The organism is Vibrio atlanticus (assembly GCF_024347315.1).
Classification (GTDB): Bacteria; Pseudomonadota; Gammaproteobacteria; order Enterobacterales; family Vibrionaceae; genus Vibrio; species Vibrio atlanticus.
On the sequence record NZ_AP025460.1, the window covers coordinates 2,056,397 to 2,078,066 of the forward strand.

At 43.4% G+C, this 21,670-nt stretch carries 17 protein-coding genes; 10 read left to right on the top strand and 7 right to left on the bottom strand.

The window, feature by feature from the left end; genetic code table 11:
- Positions 1-150: 150 nt before the first annotated feature.
- Positions 151-3,297, bottom strand: a complete 3,147-nt coding sequence (locus tag OCV30_RS09155; protein ID WP_065679292.1) for an Ig-like domain-containing protein — start codon at positions 3,295-3,297, stop codon at positions 151-153.
- A 261-nt stretch (positions 3,298-3,558) separates the two neighbouring features.
- Between OCV30_RS09155 and OCV30_RS09160 the strand changes: the two genes are divergently transcribed.
- Complete coding sequence (locus OCV30_RS09160; RefSeq protein ID WP_065679291.1) at positions 3,559-4,749, top strand: amino acid aminotransferase; 1,191 nt, start codon at positions 3,559-3,561, stop codon at positions 4,747-4,749.
- Between the two features lie 160 nt (positions 4,750-4,909).
- The gene (locus OCV30_RS09165) at positions 4,910-6,286 is read left to right on the top strand and encodes an IS4 family transposase (RefSeq protein WP_261879028.1); all 1,377 of its coding nucleotides are present in this window, start codon (positions 4,910-4,912) and stop codon (positions 6,284-6,286) included.
- Between the two features lie 98 nt (positions 6,287-6,384).
- On the opposite strand, the gene OCV30_RS09170 is transcribed toward OCV30_RS09165, so the two are convergent.
- Positions 6,385-7,026, bottom strand: a complete 642-nt coding sequence (locus OCV30_RS09170) for a TonB-dependent receptor (protein WP_065680235.1) — start codon at positions 7,024-7,026, stop codon at positions 6,385-6,387.
- A gap of 150 nt (positions 7,027-7,176) precedes the next feature.
- Between OCV30_RS09170 and OCV30_RS09175 the strand changes: the two genes are divergently transcribed.
- Positions 7,177-9,066: a DUF294 nucleotidyltransferase-like domain-containing protein gene (locus tag OCV30_RS09175; RefSeq protein ID WP_065680234.1), complete on the top strand. Its 1,890-nt coding sequence runs from the start codon at positions 7,177-7,179 to the stop codon at positions 9,064-9,066.
- A gap of 5 nt (positions 9,067-9,071) precedes the next feature.
- Complete coding sequence (locus OCV30_RS09180) at positions 9,072-9,788, top strand: 3'-5' exonuclease (protein ID WP_012604226.1); 717 nt, start codon at positions 9,072-9,074, stop codon at positions 9,786-9,788.
- 128 nt (positions 9,789-9,916) lie between these two features.
- On the opposite strand, the gene OCV30_RS09185 is transcribed toward OCV30_RS09180, so the two are convergent.
- The 4 genes from OCV30_RS09185 to OCV30_RS09200 all read right to left on the bottom strand — a co-directional run bounded on the left by OCV30_RS09185 (position 9,917) and on the right by OCV30_RS09200 (position 14,496).
- A complete protein-coding gene (locus tag OCV30_RS09185; RefSeq protein ID WP_065680233.1) occupies positions 9,917-10,609 on the bottom strand; it encodes an MOSC domain-containing protein in 693 nt (230 codons plus the stop codon).
- Between the two features lie 73 nt (positions 10,610-10,682).
- Positions 10,683-11,876 carry an ISL3 family transposase gene (locus OCV30_RS09190; protein WP_083994639.1) on the bottom strand — a complete coding sequence of 398 codons (1,194 nt, stop codon included), beginning with the start codon at positions 11,874-11,876 and terminating at the stop codon, positions 10,683-10,685.
- Between the two features lie 99 nt (positions 11,877-11,975).
- Positions 11,976-13,070, bottom strand: coding sequence for a 3-phosphoserine/phosphohydroxythreonine transaminase (serC, locus tag OCV30_RS09195; protein WP_065680232.1), 1,095 nt, complete (start codon positions 13,068-13,070; stop codon positions 11,976-11,978).
- A 163-nt stretch (positions 13,071-13,233) separates the two neighbouring features.
- Positions 13,234-14,496 carry a DUF945 family protein gene (locus OCV30_RS09200; RefSeq protein ID WP_065680231.1) on the bottom strand — a complete coding sequence of 421 codons (1,263 nt, stop codon included), beginning with the start codon at positions 14,494-14,496 and terminating at the stop codon, positions 13,234-13,236.
- A gap of 183 nt (positions 14,497-14,679) precedes the next feature.
- Here OCV30_RS09200 and OCV30_RS09205 point away from each other — a divergent pair, with 183 nt between their 5' ends.
- The 3 genes from OCV30_RS09205 (at position 14,680) to OCV30_RS09215 (ending at position 18,025) form a co-directional block, all read left to right on the top strand.
- The gene (locus OCV30_RS09205; protein WP_065680230.1) at positions 14,680-16,623 is read left to right on the top strand and encodes an ATP-binding protein; all 1,944 of its coding nucleotides are present in this window, start codon (positions 14,680-14,682) and stop codon (positions 16,621-16,623) included.
- Complete coding sequence (locus OCV30_RS09210; protein WP_065680229.1) at positions 16,616-17,113, top strand: response regulator; 498 nt, start codon at positions 16,616-16,618, stop codon at positions 17,111-17,113. The genes OCV30_RS09205 and OCV30_RS09210 overlap by 8 nt, the downstream gene beginning before the upstream one ends.
- A 357-nt stretch (positions 17,114-17,470) precedes the next feature.
- Positions 17,471-18,025 (top strand): hypothetical protein, encoded by a 555-nt coding sequence (locus OCV30_RS09215; protein WP_009847060.1) that lies wholly within the window; start codon positions 17,471-17,473, stop codon positions 18,023-18,025.
- Between the two features lie 126 nt (positions 18,026-18,151).
- Here the strand turns inward: OCV30_RS09215 and OCV30_RS09220 are convergent, their stop codons facing one another.
- Entirely contained in the window at positions 18,152-18,733 is a 582-nt protein-coding gene (locus OCV30_RS09220) for a TfoX/Sxy family DNA transformation protein (RefSeq protein ID WP_065680228.1), read from the bottom strand.
- Between the two features lie 354 nt (positions 18,734-19,087).
- On the opposite strand from OCV30_RS09220, the gene OCV30_RS09225 reads away from it, so the two are divergent.
- The 3 genes from OCV30_RS09225 (at position 19,088) to OCV30_RS09235 (ending at position 21,670) form a co-directional block, all read left to right on the top strand.
- The gene (locus tag OCV30_RS09225; RefSeq protein ID WP_017096721.1) at positions 19,088-20,008 is read left to right on the top strand and encodes an HDOD domain-containing protein; all 921 of its coding nucleotides are present in this window, start codon (positions 19,088-19,090) and stop codon (positions 20,006-20,008) included.
- Between the two features lie 54 nt (positions 20,009-20,062).
- Positions 20,063-20,968 carry a LysO family transporter gene (locus OCV30_RS09230; RefSeq protein ID WP_065680227.1) on the top strand — a complete coding sequence of 302 codons (906 nt, stop codon included), beginning with the start codon at positions 20,063-20,065 and terminating at the stop codon, positions 20,966-20,968.
- 174 nt (positions 20,969-21,142) lie between these two features.
- Positions 21,143-21,670: a hypothetical protein gene (locus tag OCV30_RS09235; RefSeq protein WP_009847065.1), complete on the top strand. Its 528-nt coding sequence runs from the start codon at positions 21,143-21,145 to the stop codon at positions 21,668-21,670.

A 21,670-nucleotide genomic window follows, 5' to 3' on the forward strand; every position in this document is an offset into this window, starting at 1 on the left:
GGCATAAAAACCATATTGATAGCAATGATTTACGTTGAACAAAACAACAGCTATGTACAGTCATTCAAAAGGGGGATACGAGTAAGGTTGATGGCATAAAAAACCCGGCGTACTAATGCGCCGGGCTATTCAAATTAAATAATGACAGTGTTACCTTATTAGTTGTACGCCGCCTATCACGGCCCCCGGAGTCATACCTTTGCTGTCCAAGCGTGAGCTTTCATATTGCCACTTGAGCTGTGTGACGTTTGCGGGAAGCTTTATAAAGTGAATGCCATACAAAGCCGTTTTTAGATTGCGAGGTACGCTTACCCTATTAGTACCAATAGAAGGCAGTGACGCCCACTCTATACCGGCTTTAGTCCATACTTCGTCACCGATATTATGAGCCTTCCAAACTTCTTTCCCGTTAGCGTATAACTTTAGAGTACCTGGTGGGTAATCATCCGCGCCAGTCCAACCTTTGCCTGCAGCTGCAGCTCGGAAACGTACAGCAGACCACTGGCCTGAAGGAATATCCACTTGCAAGCTCAACGTTTTTTGTTTACCACCGAGGTATATATGACCTTCCCAGTTAGTAAAACCACCGTTGTCAATTGTCCAAGTATTACCATGTGGGTCGTCATAGCTATTTTGCGTTGATGGCCAACCAAATAAGCAGGTTACACCTGATTTGACTTCACAGTCAGGTATCGCTGCACCGTTATTAATTTCGGAGTGACTGAATGCAACTTCTTGACGACCATTGATTAGATTGTTTCGAACTGACCACACTTCACCAGCTGAACCATTAGCGTCAACACGCCAGTAAAGCGCCTCATCGGAGGCATTGAGCGTTACAGTATGTGAACCAGATGTACCATTACCACTCTTCGCAGCAGACCAAGATTTACCGTCACTACTTAGCATCAATTGATACGCTGACGACTTAGACAGTTTCCAGGTCAGTGTTTTAGTTCCAGAGAAAGGAATACCTTCACCATTATATGGGCGCGGTGCATAAGAGTACACATAACTGTTGTTGGCCAATGTTGAAATCTGGTTATCAGTAAGTGCAAATGACCTTAGTTCTACGTCATCAATGCGTAAATAACGGCTCTGGCTTTTTTGTAACTCCTGTTTGTGCAGCTCGTCCGTATCCCACCAAGCTTGCCCGATAGTTAAACCTTCACTAACACTTGATGCTCTTCGGCTACCGCCTCCCCAGAGCCCTGCATAGCCCTTGGGCAGTTCCACATCATTTAACGCCTTATCAACAAGCGGCTGCTTAACGCCATCAACCCATAAGCTCGCTTTGTTAGTTGAACGATCAACACGTACAGCTATTGCATGCCATGCGCTATCTGCAGGTAAAGGTGACTCCGTTGTCATTGTTACAATACGGAAATCAGTACCGCCTTTATACATAGCGTATTGACGAGACTTCATGTACCACTTTAGTTTTCCATCTTTAAGTAGTCGTAAGTGGTAGCCTTCTCTCTCCATTCCTCGGTTAACCAAATTAATGTCGTGAGGAAGTCTTGTCCCAACTTTAACTTTTAATGAAACCGTAAAGCTATCATCACCCAAATCAAATGCATGACCATAGTGGGTATGGTATTTAAATGACTCTGGCACATCATATTTACTTCTGATTGACTTAACGGCTTCATGTGCCCCTAGGGTCAGAGTTTTGCCGTAAGAATCGTTAACGACTGATTTTGAGTAATCAACCCAAACATCCTTCCCTGAACGCCAATCACGACTAACATGAAGCTGACTTGCTAGTCCGGTCTGTTCATTAGGAATCCAAAAATCTTCAATCGCGCTTTCAAATCCGAACCTAGCGTACAAACCCGGGCTAGTAACTTTTAAGTGAACCTCTTCACGATCATACAACTGTTTTCCATGATGCTTAGTTGAGTCAGTGATTTGATAGAAGAACGAATCTTCACCCACAAACCCTTTCGGTGGGGTATAGACCAGCTTATCTCCGACGATCTTGACTTGACCACCTTGAACGGTAAGCGAGTCCACTTTATTTATCGATATCGCATCGCCATTTGCATCAAAGTCATTTTTCAACACATCTAATGTTTTCGCTGTATCACGCAATACACCAAAGTGATCAATTTTAGCCGACGGTGGTAGCGGGTAATCTGCAGGGCCTACAATCGCTCGTCTAGCGACACGGTTTCTGTAACCGACAAAACCAATATCTCCCACGTGCGCTTCACCACCTTGTGAGGTTTCTTCCTCACCACCAGTATGGTGCCCCGTACCTAAATAGTGAGACGTTTCGTGTAGAACAACACCATCAGCTTGAATCAGTTGGCCCATGGAACGAACATAAGAGCCCCAGTTCACACCAACAACTCCACTGCCTACCAAATCAATCATGCGATGACGAACATCCCAATGGCGCGTTTTTCTTTGCTCATCCACCCAACGTCGTGTTGCGTCTTTAATTGGGGTATTCTCATTTTGGTAACCCCAGTCTTTACAGCTATCGTGGCTACTACTCTTTATACAGTTATTGTAGTGACTCCTTAAATGGCCCCATGTTTCAATTAGAACATCTTGAATAGAGAATCGAATTAACGCGTCACGACTATACACATAATCGACTAAGTTTATGTAGTAATCCGCTAAAACCATAGCATCATCAAAATTACCGCCAGCTTGCTCTTTAAAAGTCTGGTAACTAATTTGAACAAATGCATTTATCTTACTCAGTTTAATGTCTGACATATTTGTGGGTAATATATTGTCTAGACCCGAAACTGGGTTGTCCGGACTTTTATCTATTGGCTTAATCGACTTCTGAACCGCATCTAATATACTGTTTTGTCGAGACACAGAAGAAAAGCTAGACTTCAGCGGTTGGATAGTACCCGCTGATTTACCACCAGTTACCGCCGCATCCTTGATAGACCAAACTCGGTGGCTACCACGAAAAGCAGTCACATATAGTTTATTGTTAGTGGTTAGTGCTGCAATAACTTGGGTATTCTCATCACTCGTATCAACGCCTCGGTAAACGCGAATCCCAGGCGTAGTTATCGTACTTGAAGGGGCTTTAGAGTTAATACGCTGATCCCACAGATAAACCTTCATATCGGGCTCACGAACAGAGTAGCGGTTCAGCTCTAGCGTACGCTTTTTTCCATTAACCATAATCTCAACAGAAAGCTCTGACGGTGTGGCTTTCGTTGGCTTGTAGACCATAGGTTTATGGCCTTCGTTTTTGCTATCTTTACAACCTCCAACAGTGACGACTGCCAGAGCCATGAAAAATAGACCTATTGTTTTCTTCATTCTAAAGAGCTTCCTCATGTTAACTTCTCTTAACATGAAGAAAAACAACATGATTGGCAATAAATTGCGTTAAACAAAATGCTATCTGCGGACAGTTATTTGACATTGAAATGCCGAAAAATTCCTTAAATTTAATTTTCAACGCTGCTAGTGAAAAATCGTTTTAATAAATTCTAGATTTTGAGTTGTATCAACCTTATATGAAAGGTATAAATACCGGAGTTATTATTACCTCCCTCTCAATTGACATGGATGAAGATTATGTTTGAAAAAGTGTTAGCAGCTCCCGCAGATCCTATTCTCGGCCTTACTGAAGAATTTAAAAAAGACTCTCGTGCAGAGAAAATTAACCTTGGTGTTGGCATCTACAAAAATGAAGAAGGTCAAACGCCAGTACTTAAAACAGTAAAGAAAGCAGAAGCTGCACTTCTTGAAAACGAAAAAACCAAATCTTACCTAACGATTGAAGGTACCGCTGAATACGGTCTAGCGGTTCAGAAACTGCTTTTCGGTTCAGATGCAGAGATCGTAACGTCTCAACGCGCTAAAACAGCACAAGCTCCAGGTGGTACAGGTGCACTTCGCGTAGCGGGTGAATTCATCAAGCGCCAACTGGGTGACGTGAAAATCTGGATCAGTAACCCAACTTGGGCTAACCACAACGGCGTTTTCGCTGCTGCCGGTATCGAAACAGCTCAATACAGCTACTACAACGCTGAAACCAAAGACAAAGACTTCGCAGGCATGGTTGCTGACCTAGAGAAAGCTTCTGAAGGCGACATCGTTCTTCTTCACGGCTGCTGTCATAACCCAACAGGCATCGACCCAACAACTGAAGAGTGGGAAGTACTTGCTAAGCTAGTTGCTGAGAAGAAACTGCTTCCTCTATTCGATTTTGCCTACCAAGGTTTTGCTAAAGGTGTTGAAGAAGATGCAGCTGGCCTGCGCATTTTTGCTCAATACAACAAAGAGATTCTTGTTGCTAGCTCGTTCTCTAAGAACTTCGGCTTGTACAACGAGCGTGTGGGTGCATTCACTCTGGTTGCAGAATCTGCAGACGTAGCAACAACAGCGTTCTCTCAAGTTAAGAGCATCATCCGCTCTATCTACTCTAACCCACCAGCGCACGGCAGTGCTGTCGTTACTCACATCCTTGGTGATGCTGATCTACGTGCTGAATGGGAAGCAGAAGTAGCAGAAATGCGTGACCGTATCCAAGAGATGCGCGAGCTATTCGTAACGACACTGAAATCTGAAGGTGTTGATGGAGACTTCACATTCATCGAGCGCCAAAACGGCATGTTCTCTTTCTCTGGTTTAAACAAAGAGCAAGTAACTCGCCTGAAAGACGAATTCGCTATCTACATTGTCGGTTCTGGCCGTATCAGCGTAGCGGGCATGACGAAGTCAAATATGGGTCCTCTATGTAAAGGTATCGCTGCGGTTCTTTAATCGAAAAAGAAACCTGCACTTGCAGACCAATAGATATGCAAAAGCCAGCTATTAAGCCTGTCTCTTATACACAAATCCCTAAGCCACGCTTGGGGATTTTTTTTGAACTATTTTTAGGTTTCATGATCTGATCATCTAAGCAATGACAAGGATGATTATCATGACCTATATAGAGCCAACCCTTTGGGCACAAAAACAGTTCGGTCAAGCCCACCTTAATGACCCTAGACGCACTCAAAGACTCGTTGCTCTCGCAGCCTCACTGGCCGAGCAACCTGGCGTACCCGTCTCGAAACTCATTATCTCCCCTGCTGAAATGGAAGGGGCTTATCGCTTCATCCGTAATGAGCAAATCAAAGCAGAAGATATCGCAGAAGCGGGTTTTTATGTCACTGCACAAGAAGCATTAGAGCAACAGACACTTCTTGCCTTAGAAGACACCACTTCTCTCAGTTACTCCCATCGCAGCATTCGAGATGAACTCGGGCACTCCAATCAAGGTAATCGACATCGCGCCATGTTCGTACACTCAACCTTACTTTTTGCTCCCGACACTCAATCTGTTATTGGTTTAATTGAACAACAGCGCTGGACTCGTGATATAGAAAAGCGAGGTCAAAGGCACCAGCATGCGACTCGACCATACAAAGAGAAAGAAAGTTATAAGTGGGAACAAGCCTCTCGCCATGTCGCTGAGCGACTTGGCGATAAAATTTCGGATGTCATTTCTGTGTGCGATAGAGAAGCCGACCTATTTGAATACCTCACTTACAAGCGAGAGCAACAACAAAGGTTCCTCGTTCGCTCAATGCAAAGCCGCTGTATTGAAGAGCATGATAATCGTCTTTATAGCTATGCCTCTACCCTGTTATCAGCCGGAGAGAAAGTGCTCGAAATACCGCAAAAAGGCGGTCGTAAAGCTCGCAAGGCTCATTTAGATATCAAATATGCCCCCGTGACACTCAAGTCTCCTGCTAACAAGAAAGAGTTCGATAACATTCCGCTTTACTACGTGGGATGTATAGAACAAGGAGAGAGTGGTAATAAGCTCGCATGGCACTTACTGACTTCAGAGCCGATAACGAGCAAGGAAGAGGCACTCAAAATCGTCAGTTATTATGAGCGGCGCTGGCTAATAGAAGATTTTCATAAAGTCTGGAAAAGTGAAGGGACTGAAGTTGAGCAACTGAGAATGCAAAGTAAGGATAACTTAGAAAGGCTCAGCGTCGTTTTGGCTTTTATCGCGACTCGGTTACTCCAATTGAGGTTTATGAATGAATCAGACGAGTTATCTAAGACCAGTTGTGAGCAGGTATTAAAAGGCAAAGCGTGGAAGTTAATGTGGCTCAAGTTGGAGAGCAAAAAACTACCGAAAGAAGCGCCTAATATATCATGGGCTTACAACGGTATTGCTCGGTTAGGTGGTTGGAAGAATACCAAGCGAACAGGTCGCGCTTCTATAAAGACGTTATGGCAAGGATGGCTTAGGTTACAAACCATCCTTGAAGGGTATGAACTCGCTAAGTCTCTTGATTAACCAGACTTGTGATCAAGAGACAGGCTATTAAGCTGGCTTTTTTGTGTCTGTCTCCTTTATATGTCAGTTTTTAAGACGCTTAGTCTATATATCGCGAACTAATACTCTAGGAAGAACTCTACACCTAGCTCGTTAGTGCGTTCACTACGAATCTTACCTTCGCCATTTCTGTGTTGGTAAGAGCCACCAATCGCAAATTTGTTGGTCATTAAATAGCGTAAACCTAGGTGGTAGACTTCCTCGTCAAACAAGTCACTGCGATTCACTTGTACACTGCCGTTCGCTATCCAACGTTTCGCAAAGCCATAGTTGAGTTCCGCTTTTATTCCTTGGATAAACTCCGTGTCAGACGAGCGAGTAATGTTAGTTCCATTATCTTCGACTTCCCCCTTAGTAATACCAAGCAGGTAGTAAGCCACTATATCTAGATCTCGCTTAATACTGTAACGGTACCCAATGCCCGGCATAAGGGTATCCATTCGAGTTGTTGATTCATCTGGGTGAATGAAACGAGCACTGTAGTCACCCAACAATAGCCAATCATCCGTTATCGCATAGCTAATACCTAATCCATAGGATGATGCATTGTTATTGCTGCCTGCATCTTCATTCAAACTTCCCGAATGAGCGGTGGCGTATATATGGTCATAATCCAGAATATCCACACGGTGAGTTTCGGCCCACGAACTTGAAGAAAACATAAAAATTGCAGACACTAAACTAAGTTTCCACTTCGGCATTCCTATCATCCTTTAACTATCACCCTATTATTTGAAAGATTAGTCTATCCCTTAGACTTTAAAAAGGTTTTAGCTCACAGATTGATTTGTGACGGCAAAATATTATCAAATGTTGTACCATGAAATCATACAAACCAATGGATGATCATTATGGATGCTGAGTTATTAGAGATTCAAAACTTTCTGGCACAATACCCCCCTTTCACAGAACTCCCAGAGGAGATGTTGGTGAAAGTGACCAGTAGCGTCGAAATTTCTTATTACCGCCAAGATACCCCTATCATTCACTTTGGTGATCAGATTAACGACCTTTACATTGTTCGAAGCGGCGAAGTAGAAGTCTATCGTCGTAAAGGTGAGCTCTATAACCGGCTGGATGAGGGACACTTATTTGGCCAAATGGGGCTACTCACCAACAATAAAGTTCGCTTCCCGGTAAAAGCAACAGAAGACACCCTACTCTACTGTATCCCTGAACCTATTTTCCAAGAACTCTACGACAACTATGATTCATTCGCTGACTTTGTCGAAGTAGAAGATAATGCGCGACTGCGTCAGGCTAACTCAGACAGCAACGACGCTAACGATCTAACCACGTCAAAGGTAAAGACGCTGCTGACTAGCGAAGCGCCAATGATCGAAAAAACACGAACCATCCAACAAGCTGCTACCATGATGGCACAAGATAATGTTTCATCTTTGCTGATCATCGACCCGGATATTGTCGAAGATGATGAAGACGATTCGACGCCCGTTATTGGTATCATTACCGACCGTGATCTGTGTACCCGAGTTTTAGCAGAAGGACTCGATCCATCGGATGAAGTATCAAGTGTAATGACAGCAGAGGTTATCTCGCTCGATCATAATGCCTATGTCTACGAAGCCATGATGACCATGCTTCGCTACAACGTGCATCACCTACCAGTACTAAAAGACAAGAAGCCTATTGGTATTATTGAAGCGACCGATATTGTACGTTACGAGTCTCAAAACTCGCTGTTATTGGTAAGCAGCATCTTCCAGCAACAAAGTATCGAAGACCTAAAAGTCCTTTCTGAGCAAGTAAAAGACAGCTTTGTGCGCTTGGTTAACGAAGACGCCAACGCCCACATGGTGGGTACCGCAATGTCGGTAATTGGCCGTAGCTTTAAACAACGAATTATTGAACTAGCTGAAGATAAACTCGGTAAAGCGCCGATCCCTTATTGCTTCCTAGCGCTCGGCTCGATGGGGCGTGATGAGCAGCTGCTCGTTACTGACCAAGATAACGCAATTATTCTTGATGATACCTACGACGAGAAAAAGCACGGTAAGTACTTTGAAGAACTATCGACCTTCATTTGTGATGGCTTAGACCAATGTGGCTATGTGTACTGTACCGGTGACATCATGGCCACTAACCCAACTTGGCGTATGACACGTCGACAATGGGAAGAATGCTTCGCTGATTGGATTGATGATCCAAACCCGAAAGCACTACTGAACGCCTCTATCTTCTTTGATTTAGATGGTGTTTATGGCCGCTTAAAATGGGCAGAACAGTTAAATAGTTTTATTGTAAGACGTGCGCGTAAGAACAACCGTTTCTTGGCGTGTCTTGCTCGTAACGCACTCAACCGAACACCGCCTCTGGGTTTCTTTAAAGATTTCGTAATGGAGAAAGATGGTCGTCATAACAACTCGATCAATCTTAAACGTCGTGGTACCGCACCACTTGCCGATCTAATCCGTGTTCACTCTTTAGCAGTCGCATCTCGCTCTAAGAACTCATTCGAACGTTTAGATGACATTATCGACGCAGGTATTTTGCCAAAAGGTCGAGCTCAAGACTTGAAAGATGCGATGGAATTTATCTCTTTAGTTCGTATTCGCCACCAAGCACACGATGTCGACAACAACATCGAACCGGATAACAACATCGAACCAGAGAACCTTTCTGACTTCGAGCGACGTAATCTAAAGGATGCATTCCAAATATTAAGCAATGCACAGAACTTTCTTAAGTTCCGTTATCAAGCCAGCAATAAGTTTAAGTAGGCGCTATGAACAAACTATTCAGATCCCCAGCGGTTGATTGGCCATTTAAGTTTGCTCAGAAGCTCGAACGAGCGAGAGATGAACGCTTGAAGCAATTTTATAGCCAGCCTCTTCCTGCACCTGATACGCCATTATCAGAAGTGACTTTCTTAGCTGTCGACTTTGAGACAACGGGTTTAAACCCAAACAAAGATGGCATCATTACCATTGGTCTAGTTCCGTTTACGCTAAATCGAATCTACCTAAGACAAGCCAAGCACTGGACCCTGAGACCAAAGCAGAAATTGGAAGAAGACTCGGTTGTTATCCATGGCATCACTCACAACGACATCATTGATGCGCCAGACTTAAGTGAAGTATTAGATGAGATCTTAGAATCAATGGGCGGCCATATCCCAGTCGTTCATTATCGCCGCATCGAGCGTGATTTCTTGGATAACGCGTTGAAGGTCAGATTAGGTGAAGGAATTGAGTTTCCAGTCCTCGACACGCTCGAGATTGAATCTCAAATCCAAAACAAACTGGCCGGCGGTCTATGGAATAAGCTAAAAGGTAAGAAGCCTGCGTCAGTAAGGCTTGGTCAGAGCCGTCGTAGATACCACTTGCCTGACTATACTCCGCATCATGCGTTAACTGATGCGATTGCGACAGCGGAGCTTCTACAAGCACAGATTGCGCACCATTTTAGCCCTGATATGCCTGTTAAAGATTTCTGGTTATAGCTAGATAAACTAGTCGCTGTTAGTTACTGACTAATAAGTGCTCACCTCAGAACTAAAAACGCTCACATCTTCTAGATAGTGAGCGTTTTGTTTTGCGCATGATTGTCTTTTAAGCATGAATAGAAAGTCTACTCGGCTGTCGGGCCAACCAATCTCATTTCCCAATCTTCAACTTCGCCAGTTTCAAGTCGACGTTCTACGAGCGTGCCCCAAGATTCCACTAGAGGCAGCTCCGCCAATTCTCTAAGCTCTTGTTTATCCAAACAACCCGTGAACACCGCACCCATAACCCGGCTTAACGGCCATTCTGGGTAAGGTCTTTCACACAGGATAATCTCGTCGCCGGAGCCGATATCACCCTCTTCCAAAACACGGAAGTACCAGCCAGTTCGAAGGGTGTCTTGTAGCCTTTTCGCCATATCATTTTGATCGAATCGTACATTGAGCTTCCAACAAGGCATACGACCTTGTGAAACTTCCAGCAAGGTTGAACCAATTCGAATCTTATCTTTTAAACAAATGGAAGCTTCAGTCACCCCACTTGAACTTATGTTCTCACCAAATGCACCTTCAGATTGGAAGATTGCTTTGTCGCCCAACTCCTCCTGCCAAATTAAGTAGTGCTCGCTTGGGTAGATATGAAGGGCTTTCTGAATACCACCATGAAAGCGAGGGTCGCCTTGCTCATCGTTAATAAATCCAAGCTCAGTGGTGTATTGGCGCTCAGATAAAACCTGCTTATTGATAGCACTCTGTGTACCGTGAGCAAAAGCAACAACCTTACCGCCCAAAACACTGTTTACTGTACCTAACTTCTTCATACCCTTCCTTTTCAGCAAGTAAAAAAAGAGGAGCTTTCGCTCCTCTTATTGTGAAATACGCCTTAATTAAGGTTCATCGCGGCTTTCCGGGGAAAGCCGCTTTTATCTTCAAGAAGAAGTAGTCTGTATCTCGATAACCATATCCCATTCGCTTGATTAACTTTATCTTGTTGTTTATCCCTTCAAGCGTGCAGGTATTTAACGGGTAACTTGCCGATGCGATAACCCCGTGAAGATATGGTCTGAGTTTTCGTGCGAACTCTTTTAATGGCTTAATCCCACTCTCTTGCACTTGTTCCCACCACGCGTCCCAGAGCCCCTTTGCGTGCCCTTCTGATTCACAATACCAAAGCTCTTTGAGTTGTGCTCCGAGTATATAAGTGGTCATTAAGTCCTTATTGATATTCAATATTTCAGTAAGATAGCTATCTTGGCGTGTATTTAAGTTGCCTCTATTTTTCAGCAGTACCCAACGTGAACGCTTCACCCATTGCCTCGCTTTTTTGTCTTGCTTAAGTTTGTTGGCTTGGTCGATTCTAACTCTATCCATCACCTCGCGACCGAACTTAGCGACAACATGGAATAAGTCGTAAACGATTTTTGCGTTCGGGCAATGCGCTTGAACTTCAAGATCGAAAGCCGTATTCATGTCCATCGCGACAGCTTCGATATTTATCCCATGCTCGCCTAGTTGCTCGAAGAACGGTCGTATGTCTTTGCGGCTACGACCTAATCCTATCCAAATGACTTGGTGAGTCTTAGCGTCAGCGATGACCGTGGCATATCGATGTCCTTTAAAGATGGCGAACTCGTCCATGACGAGTTGCCTTAGGTCTTCCCATTTTATTGACGGTACAACTTGTCTAAGCCGGCGTTTATCTATCTCTTTAATAGTGTGCCAATGAACGCTCGTTAACTGGGAGATATGCTTAATGGGGAGAAGAGGTAATAGTTGTTCTATATAGCTTTTTAGGCGCTTCGTTATGCGAGCATAAGGCTCTAACCAAGATAGAGACTCTGTTTTTATGCCGCAGTCGCGACACTTAATCCTTCGAGTTTGAACGGAAAGTTCAACTGGAACACCGAGTAACATGGCATCCTTTACATGACGCCATTGATACTCATGGATAGCTTCGGCTTCAAGACCACAGAGGCATTTAGCTTCAGAGTTAGGTTTAAGAGTCAGGGTAATAAGTGTTGCTGTCTGGTGAGACTTTACTATTTGAAAGCCTTCCCAGAATGAAGATAGGAAAGTATGATTCGGCATGGAAACGGTAGTTTGTGTATGATTTTTGTTTGGCGACTAAACCATATCACTTACTACCGTTTTTGTTTTAAGTTCCCGCTAATCCGCGATGAACCTTAATTAAGCGTATTTCTCTTCAAAGTCTTTCATGAAGCTGACTAATACTTGCACGCCTTCCAGAGACATCGCGTTGTAAAGTGATGCTCGCATCCCACCTACCGCTCTGTGGCCTTTTAGTGATTTCAGACCAGCAGCATCAGCCAACTCTAAAAACTTAGCATCTAGCTCTGGTTTCGCTAATTGGAATGGCACGTTCATTCTTGAACGGTTTACTGTATGAACATCGTTTCTGTAGAAAGCTGAGCTATCAATCGCATTATAAAGCAGCGCAGCTTTCTCTTTGTTCACTAATTCCATCGCTTCAACACCACCTTGAGCTTTCAACCACTTGAATACGAGGCCTGATAGGTACCAAGCATACGTTGGCGGTGTGTTGAACATTGAGTCTTTTTCAGCAAGTACTTTGTAGTTAAGAATGCTCGGCAATACGTCGTTTGCTAGCTCTAGCAGATCATCACGCACGATAGCAATGCAAATACCAGCAGGGCCTATATTCTTTTGAGCGCCAGCGTAGATAACACCGTACTGAGACACATCGATCTTACGAGACAGAATGTTAGATGACATATCCGCTACGATTGGCTTATCCGTTTGAGGAAGCTCACTGATTTCAATACCATCGATGGTCTCATTTGGACAGAAATGTACATACGCCGCTTCCGGGTCGATTTTCCAATCTTTAGCTGGAACAACCGCTGCTTTGCCATCAATTGACGCCTTGGCGTTGAATACATCGATTTCGCAATATTTGCTCGCTTCAGTCACTGCACTTTCTGCCCAGTAACCCGCATCAATGTAAGTCGCTTTCGTCGCGTCACCTAAAAGGTTTAGAGGAACAGCAGCGAATTGAGCACGAGCGCCCCCCTGACAGAAAAGAACTTTGTAGTTGTCTGGGATGTTCAGAAGATCACGTAGGTCCTGTTCGGACTCGTCAGCAACTTGAATAAATTCCTTGCTGCGATGGCTGATTTCCATCACGGAAGTCCCTAAACCATTCCAATCAATAAAGTCCGCCTGCGCTTGTTTCATTACCGGTTTAGGCAGTGCAGCTGGGCCAGCACTGAAGTTGAATACGTTATCTAATGTAAGTTCCATGGGGATGATTGCTCCTGCTAAATAATAACTATGCAAGTAATACCATGTTTTACCCAACATAAAAACAACAAAAGAGGTCTTAAGACCTCTTTTGTTTTGTACCGTATAAAATGTTTAAGCTGAACCTGCTAAATCACCCTATCAGTATTCAAGCCTGTTCTGTTTATTGAACAAAAACCGGCATAAGTAGAGCGATTAATGGAATTTCTTGTCCATTTTCGAACACTAGGTTTCCATTTTCTAAGTCAGCGCTGATTTCATAACCACTTTCTGTTTCCTTGATCATTTCCATCACAAGCAATTCATCAATACCTTCACGGATGAATGGGTACTCTTCAACAAGCTCATTTGAGAAGCTAGAGTGAACGTTACCCTTTAATGCAGGTACAATCATCGAAGGATTACTGCTGATGTTTTCGGTTCCTTCCGGTACGCTCACTAACCACTTAGATTCGAATTGACCCTTACCTAGATCTAACGACATATTGTTCATTGAAAGGTCGAAGCCTTTAGCAAACAGGATATCGATAAATGGAATGATCTCGGCAACGTCTTCTTGCGTCATTACTGGATTAGATTGGTAAATCTCAAAGATTTTCTCAAACGATTCGCTATCCAATTTCGACATTTCGAAATCGACGTTTAGGTTGTTCAACTGGCCTTCACTGGTCTCGATGTTTGCGATATCCAGCTTAAGGTTGCTGCGCAGACGCTTAGTCGCTTCATCTAGATGTGATTCAAAATCGTACTTAGAGTTTTCAATGGTCATGAAAGGCTGCATGGCAGAGTCTGTAACCAAGAAGCTATCGATAGTAAAATTCTGAGAACCTAACCAGTAGCCTTTCGCTTGTTGACCTGAACCTACACCTTTTAGGTTTGACAGTGTTACCTCTTCACCGGTTTCAAAATCAATTTGAACTGAAGGGATTGAAAGCTCGTAATCAACTTGCCCTAAAACAGTGGCATGGCCAGACAGATTCGATTTCGTGATTGATACCGAAGTACCATTCTCATCAGAACCTTGATGATTGAACTGGCTTAACTCGAAGTTAAAGTCAGTGTTGCCGTTTAGCTCAGTGCTAGTTGTCAGAGTTAGAGGCAGAATACCAGTATTATCAAACGTCGACAGTGCATTCAGGCTCACCAAACCGTGGCTAACCGCACTATTGATGACAAACTCACTCGGCAGCCCATCAATCGCGAGTTGTTCTTTCAGGTTTTCATCGGTCACAGTTAGGCGAGTAGTTACGTTAGAAGACAGGTAACCTCTATCGTACTCCACGATCTCCGCTTGAATGCTTGAATTGTTAAGCTTTGCAACGCCATCGGTAATGGCATTTTGTCCAATTTGGCCAACCGCTAGTGGCCAACAAAGTGCCAATGAGATTGCGCCGCCAATTGCACCAATTTTTCTTAACTGTTCCATGAGTTCTCTTTCTACACGTGTCTGTTTTTTTTAGTCTAACCCATCAGTAGCAAACAAGAAACATTGAGTTAAATCAGTCTATTGCTCGATACTTCGATTGCCTCAATAAATTAACGGCTAGCTCTCATCCTTATTCGGCGGTTCTTGCTAGGCTAGAGACGTCGCTACTATTAAGGTTGAGCTGTGAATCAATACGCTGTTATCTGTTTGGACAATAATCCGGTTAGCATTGAAAGAATACGTTCGGAGTTGGCTCCGTTGGCTTCTGTATTCGATATTTATACTGCCGAGAACATAGAAGACGCGCATCACGCATTAGAAGATATTCATGATCACAACCAAACCGTAGCCTTGGTGATCACTCATCATCATTCTGAATTTAATGGCGTGCAATTTCTGATTGAACTCGAACAGCTGCCCCATAGTAATACCGCAAGAACGATATTAGTCAGCGCTTCGTCAGACATTCAATCCATTCTAACCGCTGTAAATGAAGGCAGGCTCAACCACTGTCTAACCAAGCCAGTTCAAGATCAGGTTCTATTCAAATCAGCGCAAAAAGAGCTAACGTCTTTTGTCATCCAATACGACTCAGAAAACCTGCTCTCTTACAGCGATGCATTGGATCAACAGCGCTTACTCAGAGCGCACATTGAACAAAAGATTCACTCTTTCCAATCGGGTTTCATTCACGATTACCACCAGCTTTCTGACAATGCCCTTGCTGAGCGTGTCGTCAGTGCTCTGCAGGATGTCTTTTCAAAAGATGATAAAACCAAGGCCATTCGTGATTATTCACCAGAGCATCTGCTGACGGTTGAGGGCGAAGATAATCGCTTTCTTTGGTTAATTATTGAAGGTGAAGCGGCGCTCTATAAAAAAGATGAACTGGGGCAGCAACGCGAAGTTGTGCGTCACTCTAAGGGCAATATTGTCGGAGGGATGTCATTCGTGACGGGTGAGCCTTCGTTTTCTACTGCGATTACTCTGACTCAGACCCAAGTCATCAAACTGGATAAAGATAGCTTTGCTCAGGTGATGCATTCAAACAACACTCTGCTGCCGCTGTTTACCAATCTACTACTCCGTCACTTTAACCGACGATTACAAAGAAGCATCAACAATAAGATCCAGCTTCAGCAAACGCTAGAATCGTTGGAATCTGCACATCAACAATTGATAGAGAAAGAGAAAATGGCGATGCTCGGCCAACTCGTGGCGGGTGTTGCACATGAGTTGAACAACCCGATTGCAGCGATCTTGCGAAGCATTGAAACCTTGTCTGAACATCTCGATCAAATACTCGAGAACTCGGCACTCCCAGAATCCAATAAAGGGACGGATGTATTAGCACAGTCAAAAATGGCGAAGCCACTATCAACAGCTCAAGAAAGACAACTTGTAAAACACCTCACCTCTACTATCGATGACCGCGCGCTAGCTAAAAAAGCCGTAAGACTGAACCTGAGCCAAGACTCTGCGGTTCTAGATACCTTAAAAGGCTCCCCAGTCGCAGGCAAAGAGCTACTTAATGACTTAGAGCATTATCACTATGTTGGAAACTCTATCCGCTCAATTCAAGTTTGCAGCAAACGTATTGCCGATATGGTCAAAAGCCTAAAAAGCTATGCCCGAGAAGATGAAGAGGTTCGCCACTACGCGGATGTTCACGAAGGACTTGAAGATACCTTAGTGATCTTTGAAAACAGGCTCAAACACCACCAACTAGAGAAGCATTACGACACCGACTTGCCGCCTCTATTGTGCCAGTCGCTCTCGCTGCAACAAGTGTGGACCAACCTTCTCTCTAATGCACTTGATGCTCTTTCAGAGCGAGGCAAAGTCTCTATCACCACATCTCAAGACACTAAAGGTGACGACACGTTTCTTGTAGTGCAAATATCGGACACTGGACACGGTATCGCCAAAGAAGACATCAACACTATTTTCAACCCAAACTTCACGACCAAAAAAGAAGGCAACTTCGGTTTAGGGATTGGGTTATCCATTTCTCAACAAATCGTTTCGGCTCATCAAGGTTTTATTTTGGTGGAGTCTGAGGTAGGCAGCCATACACACATGCAAGTGTGGCTTCCATTCAAACAAGAAGGAGCACCTCATGAATAAGTACCTAATTTTATGTGTCGATGATGAACCTGAAGTTCTCAATAGTGTCCTTCAAGATTTAGCACCATTTGAAGACAACTTTATTGTTGAAGGTGCCGAATCGGTCGATGAAGCTAAGCAAGTCATTCAAGAAATGGGACAGGAAGGTATTAAGCTCGCCTTAATCTTGTGTGACCACATCATGCCTGACAAAACGGGGATCGACTTTCTTATCGAACTTAACCAGCACGATTCTACAAAGCCAACACGCAAGCTGCTGCTCACCGGGCAAGCTGGGCTAGAAGATACCGTCACAGCAATTAACAACGCGGCGCTTGATTTTTATATTTCAAAACCTTGGCAAGGCGATCAACTTAGAGACACGATTACTCAACAACTGACAGACTATGTCATTGCAAACGACAAGCAGTTGTTAAACTGGACTTCCATTTTAGATACTGAGCGAATACTGACATCAATGTCGGACAAGCGAACTAGTTTCGGTGAATAGCGATAGGTTGGTAAATATAGATTGTTTACTGAATAGTGATTAGATGATGAATAGCGATTTAATCGCTATTGCAGTTTTAACACGAAGTGTATTTTGCATAACAGTGAGTAAATTAAGTGTATCTAATAGTTATCAATAACAAGTGAATGGATACTAGATTTTGTTAAATAGTCCTAAAACATGAGATCTCTGTAACAGAGCAGTGCTTTACTTGCTTATTTTTTAGCTAAATGACAAATGAATTGCATTTTTATGGGTTATTTTTCCGCGAGTTAGATTAAACTGTCTCAATGTTTATGGTTTGGCTATTTTTTATCAAACCAAAGGGATCAACACTAATAAAGGTTTACGGTCGTTATGCGCAAAATTTTACTTACTACCGCTATGCTATTGGCTTCTAGCCAAGCACTAGCTGTCGATGGACAACCAAATGAACAAGCACAAGTAATGAGCAACTTTAGCTACGATTACTTTGACGCTCGTATCGGTGCGAGCCCAATTACATTTGGTGGTGCGTTCAGTAAGTCAATCCACCCGAATGCTCACGCAGTAGCGCGTATCGATTCAGAATTTGAAGGCGATTACGACTCTGCTGTAGGTCTTGGTTTCCACGCTCCAATTAACAACTGGGCAGATCTAACGGGTGAAATGCTAGCTCGTATAGTTCAACCAGCAGCGAAAAGCTCTCCTGATGTTGGTATGGAATTCAACGTTGGTGTTCGTCAATGGCTTGGCCCACAACTAGAAGTTGGCGGCAAAGGCGGTTACGTTTCTATCGATGATAAAGATGATTGGATCGGTTCTGCTTACGTGCGTTTCCACTCTACAGAACTATTCTCTCTAGGTGCAGAAGTTCGTATAAATGATTTCTACGGTGATCAGTTAATGTTCACGACTCGTTTCAAGCTTTAAGTAAAACGAGAAAGCTCTTAATAAGGGCTTAGCCTTTAAAACGGGCTAGATAGAAACAAAAAAACCGAGGAAATCCCTCGGTTTTTATATATAAAAAGTAATCTTATGCATATACAGGCGATATCTTTAGTGGCAGCTCTTTAATAATTGCTGCTTGCGTGGCTCTTGTAATAGTTTCCAGTGAATACCATCAATTGCACCCGCAAACTTCCAAAGTAATTTTAGGTCAACATCGTTTCCGTACGCTTCGCGAACCTTATTAAACACTTCAGATGCACCCAACTGCATAAACATTGAAACATCATCCACTCCAGCCTTTTTAACCATGCGTTCTAACGTCAGTTGCATGTTAGGCAAATCCCTTAATCTAAGGCTCGCAGATGATTTTTTGAAGCTACGCTGCTGAATTGAATTATCGATTGAAGTACGAATAATACTATCCAATTCAGGATGCTCAGACGTAAAGAGATCCGTGATGTCGTAGTAATTCACGGTTGCTGTCGTCTGCTTTTTTACGTGACGATACTTTTCACAATCAAGCCCCGTCAGCTTTTTATCTAATAACTTCCCACCTCGAATGAATACACAATCTTCACTCAACAAAGCGAACATAGCGTCATTTTGAAAGAGGCCAATACCTCCAAACATAGAGCGCTTTTGATGTTCACCAAATTGATTCACGTAATTAATAAATGCTGTCTCGGTCATATCCGTTGATCCTTAATCAAATTACCCCGATTAGGTTGATCGCCAGACAAGCAGCTTTTTATGCGAAAATTTTAAATCTATTTAATGTTTAGGTGAATATTATGGTTTCGTTTGTCACCTTTGAAATAAATGATACTTCGAAAAGAAAAATAAGTCAGGGCGCAGCTCACATCAATCAGTTGAATATCCTTGCTTTTAATGATTTACATCACATTAAACTATCAAATCACGCCAAGAATTTAATTCTTAGTGATACCCCCGTTCAAGTTATCAAAGCTTATGTGGTTCGATGAGTATTGCCTCGCAGCATCGCGGCTTGTAAAATGGTACGACATACATGTTCTTACTCTTAATATGAATCATTTATCATTTTTCTGGCTACCACAAAATAAAGCTCTTCTCCTTAAGGGCCTAGAATCCGAGTTTGCCCAACTTGTTGGACATTCCATCTCAGCGGGAAAAATAACTCTTCCTCCGATTCCTGAGGTTGTACTTAAAATTCAAAAGCTATGTACTCTTGAACCAACAGGCGTCGCCGAAGTTGCCGAGTGCTTACTTGAAGACCCAGGGCTGACAGCAATCGTGATCAGAGTTGCTAACTCAGTTGTCTTCAACAGACGCAATATTACTTGTGTCGATGTTATGACGGCCGTATCGCGTCTTGGTATATTGAGAGTGCGTGACATTGTCACGGCTCAGGCTATTGAACAACTTAAACATTCCGTCAATTTGAGTAAAGAGTGCAACGAGCTATTGGTTCAGAGCGCTTCTGTATCAAAAGAACTCGCCGCAACTATGGTGTTAGTCACTAACCTATTTAAAGAACTATCCCCTACCGAATACCGTTATCTAGAGCATGAAAAGTCACTACTTGTTGGGTTACTTGCAGACATTGGCTTGTTCTGTTTGGTTAGTGAATATCACCTCTACCTAGACAACGGGAACTATTTAGATCACGACATCGCACTGCAAATATTCCAAGGCCAATGTTCAGCAACCAGTAAGTTGGTCCTTAGACGCTGGGGTTTCGACAGCGACTTTATCGATGTGTGCAGCAACACCATTAATAATCACGAAGAGCGCGAGGTGTCTTACCTTGATATTGCGCGAATAGCTAACCACCTACTGATGTTTAGAAACAAGGATGAGAACATTGATGAGCACGAAGTAGAACTAAACGTGACAGGAGCGGAAGTACTTTATAAATTAAGCAACTTGAGCAAACAGGATTTTAATGCAAAGCTAAGTGACGTGATCAATACTAGCGGCTTCTAAGTTACTGTTAAATTGCTAGTAAATGCAATATGAAGTCAATGCAATGGGGAAAGCATGTTTACAGGGGTGATCTTTATATTTGCGCCACTCGTCGTGGGGTATCTTTTTTCAATTTCGAACGCTCAGACGCTAGAATTTATCAACCGCTCTACTTCGCGGTTGATCTACGTGATTCTCGCGTTAATGGGACTTAGCTTAGCCGCACTCGATAACCTAGGCAGTAACCTGCAGACAATTCTTCTATACACGGCCACTTTCTTCGTCTGCTTAAGCGTTTGTAATCTAATGGCGCTACCTGCTATTGATAAGTTACTGCCACTCCAGACAGACAGCTGTAATAAGAAACTCCCCCTGTCTTCTATGGCGATGGAGTCTGCCAAACTCATCTTAGTGGTCGGTTCCGGCCTTATTGCGGGTTTAGTTCTGCCTATTGGACTTGATTGGGTTGATACCGCGAGTGAATGGATTCTGTTTGTTCTACTGTTCTTTATTGGCATTCAGTTACGCAATAGCGGACTAACACTTCGTCAAATCTTACTCAACAAGCACGGTATGGTAATCGCAATCGCAATCATCACCACCTCAATGCTTGGTGGTATTATTGCGGCTTATATCCTTGATATTCCTTTGTTCAGAGCCTTGGCAATGTCTTCAGGGTTTGGCTGGTATTCTTTAGCCGGTATCTTGATGGGCGACGCCTTTGGTCCTATTTATGGTGGTGCTTCGTTCATGCTCGAACTGCTGAGGGAGTTAGTTGCTTTAATACTTATTCCTGTGCTGATCCGAAGCTACCCATGCACATCGATTGGTTATGCAGGCGCAACAGCGATGGATTTCACATTACCTGTCATTCAAACCACAGGTGGCGTTCGGTGCGTGCCAGTCGCCATAGTCAGTGGCTTTATCCTCAGCTTGCTTGTCCCGATATTGATGTTGTTCTTTGTATCTCTTGCTAACTAGATCGCAGGAATAGCGTTTGTTTTAGATTAGAATGCAACTCGAATACCGATGCCCAAGACACCGATACAGTTACCGAAATAAAAAGACACTAAGTGTCATTGCTCAACAAATAATGATCACGGTAATCTGTAACGACACCGTTATAAAAAGAATAAACTTACAAAAGGAACCGCTATGAAACGCCTTTGCGTCGCATTACTGCTAGCTTCAACTTCGACTTTCTCTTTTGCAGCAGATTCAATGTCTGAGACAAATCAGTGCCAAGCAAAAAAATATGATGCGTACATCGACGCCTCTTTAGGTTGGTATGCTGACCTCGCTACATTAACTTCTGAGCAATACCCAGAATTGACAGAAGTAAGCGAGTGGTTCCTAGAAGGTCGTAAGCACCACTTCGAGCTTAATCGCGCTGCGGTAAACTACTACCTTGTGAACGATTCAAGCAAAGTGGCAACAGAGCAACCGGTAGAAGGCTGGCTGCAACTGGAACAACACGACATTAAGACGTTATCAACACGTGATGATGAGCTTGGTAGAATTGCGAAAACAACGTTCGACGACCGCCAATCAACACCTCACGCTCAAAACTACGAGCTACGTTCCGCCTTTGCTGAGCTGCTTAGTCACCCTAAGCAAATCGATACAGCACTGCAGCGTTACAACCAGTCGATCGCCAAACTAGAAGCGATCAAGTGTAAATAA